This window comes from Bacillus sp. 3a, assembly GCF_017161885.1.
Classification (GTDB): domain Bacteria; phylum Bacillota; class Bacilli; order Bacillales; family Bacillaceae; genus Bacillus; species Bacillus safensis.
Genome location: NZ_CP067376.1, coordinates 76,510 through 87,245 on the forward strand (window position 1 = coordinate 76,510; position 10,736 = coordinate 87,245).

Here is a 10,736-nt window from a genome sequence, read left to right on the forward strand (position 1 = left end):
CCTTTTTTATGATTCATCTCGTGTTGTTAAGTCAATTTCTCCTCAAGCATGTCAAAAATGTCGTCCATTTCATCCATTTCAAGGTCAGCCGCAGAGAAGTCACTTGGCGTAAATTCCCGTTCTTGCTGCGCTAAGCAATGGGTGATGATGGATTGAATTTTCCCCTTCAACAATGCCATGAACTGCTGTATCGTCTGTTCTTCATATTCACTTGCACAATAGGAACAAGACAAAATGAATCGATTGTGTTGAACAAGACCACTAAGGTTCAGCTTATAAACAGCTTCCGAATCAGGGCTTGCTTGTCGTCCCATATCATAAGTCGACGGCCCAAAGAGTTCTGTCGTCACTTCCTGATCAATCTGTCCAAGATAGTTCAAACTGATTTCAGGCTGTACGTGCTGCCCTGACGGTTCAGTGGCTGTCATGTATTTTAAGATCCCGTAGCCGATTCCTTTATTTGGCACACGCCGCAGCATTTCTTTCGTTCCTTTAATAGCATCAGCTATGGTCTGATCCGGCTTCGCTTCAAGTACAACTGGATACATACTCGTAAACCAGCCAATCGTGCGAGAGACATCCAGCCCTGATAAAATATCCTCTCTACCATGACCTTCAAGCTGCACATGTACATGGGACTCACCTGTCCACTCTTGAACAGCAAGACCGAGAGCACATAAAAGAATATCGTTCATTTCCGTAGTGTACGGCAGATGAATATCGGTCAAAAGATGTTCAGTTTCTGTTTCTGTCAGCTGCATTTGAACTGATTTGGTTTCGGCAACTTTTCTTTTTGTCACTTCATGATCAACAGGTAATGCGGTTAATGGTTTGCTTTCAATTTCTGCCCAATACTCCTGCTGATTTTTTAATGGCTGTGACTGTGCATAACGTTCAACGGCCTCTGCCCATTCTTTAAAGGAATGAGTTTTCAGCGGCAGGACAAGCTTTTGTCCCTGAGCTGCCTGCTGATATAGAGACATAAAGTCCTCTAGTAAAATTCGGCATGAGACACCGTCAATGACTAAATGATGTGTCACGATGAGTAAATGATCGCCATCTTCTGCATGGAAACAAATCACTTTCATTAACGGACCTGTTTCGAGGTTCAGCTGACGCTGATACTCATTGGCATATGTGGAAATCGCTTTTTTCACATCGTGCTCTTTTGAGACATCATGAGAAATAATCGCCAGCGGTTCCGTGAGCTCCCGCTGGTTGTATTGCAGGATGCCGCCATGTTCCTGCTTGTATACCATACGCAGTGCATCATGATGTGAAAGTAGTTTTTGCATGACTTGTTCTGTAATGGAAAGGTCAAATCCATTTGGCGCATGAAGCATCATCGAGAGATTCCAATGGTGCTGATCGCTGAATGCTCGTTCAAAGAACCAGCGCTGAATTGGTGTTAAAATGACTTCTCCTTCGACAGGTGATTGGTCAGCTGTGAGAAGATCGGCTTCTTCAATATATGGGCGCAGCTCCGCAATCGTTGGGTACTGGAATAGAAGTTTCATATCGAGCTTCCAGCCTGCTTGCGTGAGTCTGCTTGCCATTTGAATGCCTTTAATCGAATCTCCGCCAAGGAAGAAGAAGTGATCGTGAATGCCGACTTGGCTGACGCCAAGGACATCTTCCCAAATGCCGCAAAGCAGTGTTTCCACTTCATCTCTTGGGGCTTCGTATACCGTTTGGTTCGCTTCCATATCAGGAGCTGGCAATGCTTTCAGATCGACCTTTCCATTGGCCGTCATTGGAAATTGGTCTAGTTTTATGATCCATGATGGCACCATGTATTCTGGTAACGTGCGTTTTAGGCTTTCTTTTAAGTCCTCTGTATCGTTCTCCGTAATCACGTAAGCGGCAAGGGCGTCCTGATCACTCGCATCTTTGACCGTTGTCACGACGGCTTCTTTGACCGAATCCAGCGTCAGGAGCTGCGCTTCAATTTCTGACAGCTCAATACGGAAGCCGCGGATGTTGACCTGATGGTCTATTCTGCCGAGATAAATCAGCTCTCCATCCTCTGTCCATTTCACTAGATCGCCTGTGCGGTACATGCGCTCGCCTGGATAAAATGGATCTGGGACAAATCGTTTGTCGGTTTCATCTGGAAGATTCCAGTAGCCTCTTGCCAGTCCTTTTCCTGCAATCACGAGCTCACCTGGTACGCCTGGGGGCGACAGGTCGTATAAAGAACCCATGATGTAAAAACGTGTATTGGCAATCGCTGTTCCAATCGGAATCGTGCCTTGTTCTGGATCGATCATTCCGCTTGTCGCTACGACTGTATTTTCAGTTGGACCGTAGTTATTGACGAGTTTGTATGGAACAGGCTTCACTTGTTTCAGCTTGTCTCCGCCTGTTAGTAAATAGCGTAAAGAATGGTTGTCCATTGACATAAACTGCTCACATAACTGCGTTGGCAGGAAGGCAATGGTGATGTCTTCTTCATTGAAATACGCATTGAGCTTGATCATATCTAAGCGAATTGCCTCATCAATAATGTGCAGCTCTGCGCCGGCGATCCACGTCGGGAACATCTCCCAAATGGAGGCGTCAAAGCCAAAGCCGGCATATTTCGCAGTTCGATCGTCTTTCGTCACTTGGAAGGCTTCATTGTGCCAGAATGCAAGATTCACAAGGGACTGGTGCTCGACCATGACACCCTTCGGCTGTCCCGTCGTCCCAGATGTGTAAATCATATAGGCGAGATCTGTTGGTTTGATATGAACCTGAATCTCGTGAGCATCTCCCTCTACCGCATCTTCTATGAACAGGACATGACCTGTGAATGAAGATGGCGCAGTGAGTCCTTTTTGCATTAGAAGTACTTCTGCCCCGCAGTCTTCCAGCATGTACGCAATACGCTGCGCCGGATAATCTGCATCAATTGGGACGAATGCCGCACCTGCCTTGAGAACGCCAAGAACAGCTGCCGTCATATCAAGGGACGGACGGGTGAGAATACCGACGCGGTCGCCTGGTTTTGTGCCGTTTGCGATGAGTCTTGAAGCGACTACATTCGCCCGGCTGTTCAGTTCTTTATACGTCCAGCTTGTACCGCAGAAGGTCGCTGCTTTTTGGTGCGGTGCTTCATGTGCCTTAGATTCAATCAGGGCATGAACGGTTTCATCTGACGGGACGTCAAGGTCTGGTCCTGACCATTCATTGATCAGCTCTCGTTTTTCCTCTTCAGTTATGAGAGATAGCGCTGAAATCGGCTGATTCAGCTTCGCCAGCATATCGTCTATGATTTTTTCAATATATCGGCTCCAGCGCTGAATGGTGCTCTTTTTAAACAGGGCCGCTGCATACTCAAAGCGCAAGCCCACTTGGTCATTTTCTTCAAATACACCGAGCGTTATATCAAATTTTGCATGAACGGTATCTTGCTGCTTTTGCGACAGCTTGAGTCCATTCAAATCCGGTAACGTCAGGTCACGTTCATCTGTTGTCAGCATGACACTAAACAATGGATTGCGGCTTGTGTCTTTCGGAAGATCTAGCTGAGCCACCAATTCCTCAAACGGGAATTCTTGATGTTCATAGGCTGATAGGCTGCGATCTTTCATTTTTTCAAGCAGCTGTGCTGTCGTTTCTTCTGGCTGCACTTCGTTTCGAAGAGCCAGTGTATTGACAAACATGCCTGGAACCCGCTCGATTGAAGCATGCGTACGTCCTGCGGTCACAGCGCCTATGACGATATCTGTCTGCCCAGTTAACTTGGAAAGGAAAATGGCAAATGCCGTTTGCATCACCATGTTCAAGCTCACACCTTTTTCCGCCATGAGCGTTTTGATGGACTGCACCTTTTCAGCAGACAACCATCTATCGACTCGGCCCCCTTCAAATGACTGAACATGAGGGCGCGGAAAATCAAGAGGCAGCGCTAAGTCTTCCGGCGGCTGTGCATATTGCTCCAGCCAATACTGCCGCTGTTTCTCAAGCAGCGCCTGCTGCTTTTCTTCCTGCTGCCATACCGCAAAATCCTTGTAATGCAGCTGAATTGGCGGTAACGTCTTTTTCTCATACTGCTCTGCGAGTTCTTGAATGAGCAGGCTGCGTGTGACACCATCTGCAATGATATGGTGCATATCCATCATGAATACATATTTCTCATCAGAAAGCTTCGCCACTTTTGCCCTCATTAATGGAGCTTGATGTAATGAGAATGGTGTAATGAATGACTCGATGACAGACTGCTCCTGATCGCCCTCTATTTCATCAACCTCTAATGTAAACGGCACTTGGCGATAGACTTTTTGAACGGGTACGCCGTCAATTTCTACAAAGGCTGTCCGAAGTGATTCATGTCTGTCGATCAAGGCTTGAAGTGCTGCTTCCAGCTGCTTCACATCAAGGCTGCCTTCCATCATTAAAACGGCTGGCATATGATAAGTGACTGCTTCTGGATGCAGCTGCTGCAGTACATACATACGCTTTTGAGCAGAAGAGACGGGATAGAAATCTTGCTTTTCCGCTGGCTGAATGGATGTCACCACCGAAGAATCTGTTTCTTCCAAGTAGGCTGCCATTGCCCGTATGGTTGGTTTTTCAAAAAGGACTTTGAGCGGCACATGCTTGTTCAGCTTTGCCTGCACCTTCGAAATGAGCACCATGCCCTTGAGGGAATGACCTCCCAATTCAAAGAAGTGGTCAAGAACACCTATTTGTTGAACCCCAAGAACTTCTGACCAAATGTCACACAGCGCCTGCTCAAGTTCCGTTTCTGGTGCCACATATGCCGCATGGTTCATATGCACCTCATGCGGAAGCGGCAGAGACTTCGCATCCACCTTTCCGTTTTGGGTGAGTGGAATGTGATCGACTTTCACAAAGTACGTTGGAATCATATAATCCGGCAGTGTCTCCGCAAGATTTTCTCTAAACGTCAGTGTTCCAATGTGTTCAGGCGCTGTGTAATAGAGTGCAAGCTCCGGCAAACGGGACAGGTGCAGGACTTTTACATAGACTTCTTGAATAGATGTCAGAGCACGTGCGGCATGCTCAATTTCCTGTTTCTCAATGCGATAGCCGCGGATTTTTACTTGATCGTCGACTCGTCCAAGAAACTCAATATCTCCATTTGCATGCTGTCTGACCAAATCCCCTGTGCGATACATTCTCTCTTGAGGATCATATGGATTTTCAAGAAAACGTTCTGCTGTTAATTCAGGCTGATTCAAATATCCTCTCGACACGCCTTCTCCAGATATATAAAGCTCTCCCGGCGCGCCATAAGGGACAAGCCGCTGCTGCTGATTGCATACGAGCGCTCTGGTGTGAGCAATTGGCTGTCCGATCAAAGATCGTTCCTTCAAAGCGTCCAGCTCTTGCGGTGTGATCAGCTTGGTCACTGTACCAATGGTTGTCTCAGTCGGACCATAATGGTTCATGACTGCCACGCATGGATGCTGCATCATAAATGTTTCAACATCCTCAGGGATCACCGGTTCTCCTCCAAGTACCACCAGACGTAAAGCATTAAATGAATGTTCCTTAGAATCTGCCATCATATGAAATAAGGATGGTGTCATTTTGATATAAGTCAGCTCTTGTTCATCAATCAACCGCATCAGACGTACAGGGTCTGTATACACGTCTTCATGAGGAACATAGAGTGTCCCCCCTGCTTTTAAAACAGGGAAAATGCTTGTGTAACCAAGATCATATGCATAAGAAGAAAGCAGTGCCGTCCGATCACATTCCTGCAATGTCATTTCATTTATCAGCCAGCTGACATAGTGTGATAGATTACGATGCGTAAGCTGTACACCCTTCGGCTTCCCCGTTGTTCCAGATGTGTAAATGACATAAGCGAGCTGATCAACCGATACTTCCGGCAGTTCTAGTGAGTGGCTTTGATGCACTGCTTGTTCAACCTGCACCACTTGAATCGACTTGTGATTCTGATAGGAATCTGCAAGAGACTCATTTGTGACGATGACTTGTGCATCTGAATCCTCTAATGTGTAGCGGATTCGTTCAGCCGGAAAGGCCGGATCAATCGGGACAAACGCTCCTCCTGCTTTCATCACACCAAGCATGGAGACGATGACATAGATAGAGCGGTCAAGGATCAGTGCCACAGTTTGTTCCTTCTCGACGCCTCGTTTCTTAAGCTCACAGCTAAGTGCATATGACATATCCTCAAGCTCGCGGTAGGTGAGTTTTCTTTGATCATCCATGACAGCGATAGCATCCGGTGTTTCCTTCGCCTGACGTGAAAATTGGACATGGAATGGCTCATGACGATTCGTCTGCCCTTCGGTTTTTTTCTCCAGACGCTCTATTTGTTCATGCTGATCCAGTATATGGAGCAAGCCAATCTGTTCCTCTGGATGACGAACCGCCTCCCGAATAATCGCCAGAAGATGAGTTCCGAACCGGCGGACGGTCTCTTCTTTAAATAACGCCGCTGCATAGTCAAAGCTCAGCTTTAATGCTCCCTCGCGTTCAAATGCTTCTAAAGATAGATCAAATTTGACCGAGTGATGCTGAATGGCATAAGGCGAAATGTGCAGATCGCCGAGCTTTAGCGCTGGTACCTCCATGTTCTGCATGTTAAAAGACACACTAAAAAGCGGGCTCCGAGTTGTATCACGGTCTAATGGAAGATGTGCAATTAACTCTTCGAGCGGATAGCTTTGATGTGCAAAAGCATCAACACTTGTTTCTTTTATTTCTTCAAGCAGCTGTAAAAATGTTTTGGTTTGTTCTGGTTTTCCGCGCATCGCAATGGTGTTGATAAACATCCCCGGCATGTCCTGGATATCAGGGTGTGTCCGTCCAGCAACAGGCGAACCCACAATGATATCTTCCTGCCCGCTATAGGAGGCAAGCAGCACCTGAAAGGCGGATAACAAGAACATATACATGGTCGTATCGGTTTTCTGAAGCAGTTCCTGAATTCGCTGAGTCGTTGCTTGATCACAGCCAAACATGAATCGTTCTCCAGTAAAATCACGTTCTGCTGGACGAGGATAATCAGTTGGCAGCTCTAAAATCGGTAAATCTCCTTCAAATTGCTTCAGCCAATACGCTTCATGCTCCTTCTGTTTCTTCGTTTCTTCTTCACTTAACTGCCAGACAGCGAAATCTTTATAATGAATGGCTCTTTCTGCAAGAGCTTCTCCATCATAGGCTTTCGCCAAATCTTGAATGAATGTCTTCATGGAGCTGCCATCTGTAATGAGATGATGTGCTTCCAAGACGAGAAGGTGACGGTTCTCACTGACTTTCAGCAGCTGAGCTCGCAAAAGGGGTGCCGCTGTTAAATCAAATGGCGATTGACGTTCAGCAAGAAATGCCTCCGCCTCTTCTTCCTTGATGTCATGAACAGGAAGGTCAAATTCAGTCCATTCATGCACCCTTTGGACAATGTCTTCTCCGTTCATATGAAAGCTCGTTCTTAAGATTTCATGTGTTTGGATTAACTGATTAAATGCTGATTTGAGCCGCTGATATTCAAGTGTTCCTTCAAGCGTTAAGACGATCGGAATATGATAATTCGTGCTGTCAGGTTCAAGTGTCTGCAAAATATATAAACGGCGCTGAGCTGGTGATACCGGATATTCGTCCGCCTGCTCTGCTGGCAAAATAGGATGTCCGGTTTCTTCTTGACCATCCTGATCGATGTAAGCCGCTAATGAGCGAATCGTCGGCTTCTCGAAAATCACTTGAATCGGCACTTCCTTTTGAAGCACTTCTTGAACCTTCGCAGACATCATCATCGCCTTGAGCGAGTGCCCGCCAGCCATAAAGAAATGCTCGTCTATCCCAATCGTTTTCCCAAGAAGCTCCTCCCAAATGTCAGCGAGTGCCTTTTCTGTCTCAGTCTCAGGCAGAATGATTTTGATTTCCTCGCGATGCACTTCGTCAGGCTTAGGTAAAGCTTTTCGATCTACCTTCCCGTTCGATGTCAGTGCAAAGGTATCCAGCTTCATCACATGGTGCGGCACCATATAAGCTGGCAGTTTTTGATTGAATACATCTCGTACCTCTTCTTCTGTCAGTGTCCCTGTGAAGTAAGCGATGATTTCCTTTTCATCTGAAGAAAGCTGCTGAACAAGTACAACTGCTTCATCTATGCCCACTTCTTGGTGAAGCACTGATTCAATTTCACCAAGCTCAATACGGAAACCACGAATTTTCACCTGATCATCGGCACGGCCGAGGAATTCAATCTGACCATCTGCACCATATCTAGCCAAGTCCCCTGTTCGATACATCCGTCCTGACGGCTTAAAAGGATCTGCCATGAATACTTGATCAGTCAAATCTGGACGTTTGATGTAGCCTCTTGAAACACCATCTCCGCCAACATACAGCTCTCCCGGTGCTCCAATTGGCTGCAGTCTTTGATAGTCATCTAAAATATAAGCTGACGTATGATTGATCGGCTGACCAATTGGGATCGGGCCCATTTCATCTCCTCTTACTTCGTAAATGGTCGAGATGGTTGTATTTTCAGTTGGGCCATAGACATTCAGCAAGGTAAGTGCTGGATGATGCTTTTTCACAAGCTCCGCACTTTTCACATTGATCACATCACCGCCCGTGAATAATGTTTTTAACCCTTTGAACATTTGCGGCCGCTGCTGAGCGAGCTGATTAAATAAACCAGTCGTTAAAAAGAGCGCTGTGATCTGATGTGTTTGGATAAATTGTTCAAATCGGTGAATATCCAACAAAGTATCACGGTCAACAGGATAAAGCGTCGCCCCATTCAGAAGCGTAGTGAAGATTTCAAGGGTAATCGCATCAAAGCTGACAGCTCCTGTATGCGCCATACGATCCGACGTGTTCAATCCTATTTTCTCCTGAGAGCATGCTAACCTCACAATATGCTGATGCTCAATTTGAACTCCTTTTGGCCGTCCAGTTGATCCCGAAGTGAACATGATATATGCCAATTGAGATGGAGACGTCTCGACTGATAACTCCGCTTGTGAGTGATGAGACATGCCGGTCACATGAACAGCTTTGATGCTTTCATCAACTGGCGGCTGGCTGTCAGCATAGAGCAAAACGGATACGCCGCTGTCTTCAAGCATCCAACGGATTCTCTCCTCAGGCTGAGCTGGATCAATCGGTACATAAGCAGCCCCTGCATGTAAAATGGCTAAAATAGAGATCACCGCATCTGCTGATCGGTTCATATATACCGCGACAGCATCCCCCCGCTGAACGCCGTTTTCTACAAGACTGCTCGCTAAACGACGGATTTCCTGTCCAAGCTCTTCGTATGTGAATGTTCGCTCGCCTTCGACTAATGCCGGATGGTCAGGCTGCGCCTTGATACGTTCATTGAGCAGCTCAGGAATGGAAAGGTGCTTCGGATAATCTCGCTCCGTCTGGTTCCACGCTTCAATCTGCTGCTTTTCTTCTTCTGTAATACATGTCACTTCATGAAGACGTACGTCAGGATTGTGAATGATTTGCTTCATGAGGTTGGTCAGATGTTTTGATATGTTTTCAATGACCTTTTCTTCAAAAGCCATCGCATTGTATTTGAATTTCAATGTCCACGTTTCACCAGGATAGACAAGGACATTGAGATCGAAATTCGTTTGTTCAAATCCGTCCTTTACATCAATGGCAAAACCGAGACGTGCAGACATGGTGTCACCAGACAGCTCCTGATCTAAAGGATAGTTTTCAAACCCAACCAAATGATCAAAGAGTTTTCCTCCAGCAGCTGTTTTCTGCTGAATGTCATAAAGCGGCATAAAATCATAGTTTTCCGCTTCCAGTGCATGCTGCTGAACCGTTTGAAACAGCTGTTTAAAGGTCTGCTCCTGATCTAATGTCACCCGAACAGGTATCGTATTGATAAACAGCCCTGCCATCCGCTCAATCCCAGACACACTTGGAGGTCTGCCTGATACGACTGTTCCGAATGTGACATCATCTGCTGCATGATAGGTGCCTAAAAGAACGGACCAGACAGCCTGAAAAAGGTTCGGTGCTGTCACTTGGCATTGTCTTGCCGCATCTTGAATGGCTTGTACGGTTTGAGCGTCCCATGTAAACGTCCATTCCTGATGGTCATATTGTCCGTTCGCTTCTTTTTGCTGCAGCAGCCCTTGGTGCTGAACAGCACCATCCAGCCGCTCCGTCCAATAGTCTTCCGCTTCTTGTTTGTTTTGCTTTCCAAGCCACTGGATATAGTCCGCATAAGGCTTACCTTGTGAGCGATCCGGCGTTCGGCCGTTCCGATAAGATTCATAGTAATGAAACAGTTTTTTCATTAAAACACCCATGGACCAACCATCCATAATAATGTGATGGTTGCTCCAAATCAGGTGCCAGTTTGTTTCATTTAATTGAAAAACAGCGACTTTCAACAACAGATCATTCGTTAAGTGAAATCCTTGCTTTCTCACTTGCTTTTTATATTGATCCAATACCTTTTTCTGCTCTTCATGATTCAGATGAGATAGATCTTCTCTATACACATCTATATGACGTTCAGCCAGTACAACCTGACGAGGCTTTTGTAATTGCTGATAGACAAAGGCTGTACGCAGAATGTCATATGTCCGTACGAGTTCATTGAGACTCTTTTCAAAAAGATCGAGATCAAAATCTCCGCTTATTCCAAGCTCAAGCTGTGTGAAATAAGAGGAGGAATTAGGGTCTAGCATGGCATGATACAGCATGCCCTCTTGCATTGGTGTTAAAGGATATACCTTTTGAATTTTCTGCTTGCTCATAAGTCCACCTCTTCA

1 protein-coding gene is annotated in these 10,736 nt (G+C 46.1%); it reads right to left on the bottom strand.

Translation table 11 applies throughout. The features are described from left to right. Nucleotides 1-26: 26 nt before the first annotated feature. On the bottom strand, nt 27-10,721 hold the full coding sequence (locus tag JJ692_RS00265; protein WP_206534106.1) for a non-ribosomal peptide synthetase: 10,695 nt from the start codon (nt 10,719-10,721) through the stop codon (nt 27-29). Between the last annotated feature and the right edge of the window lie 15 nt (nt 10,722-10,736).

What these genes read in the sequence shown, in the direction of transcription:
- JJ692_RS00265 (WP_206534106.1), bottom strand. Translation starts at nt 10,721, where the DNA reads ATGAGCAAGCAGAAAATTCAAAAGGTATATCCTTTAACACCAATGCAA.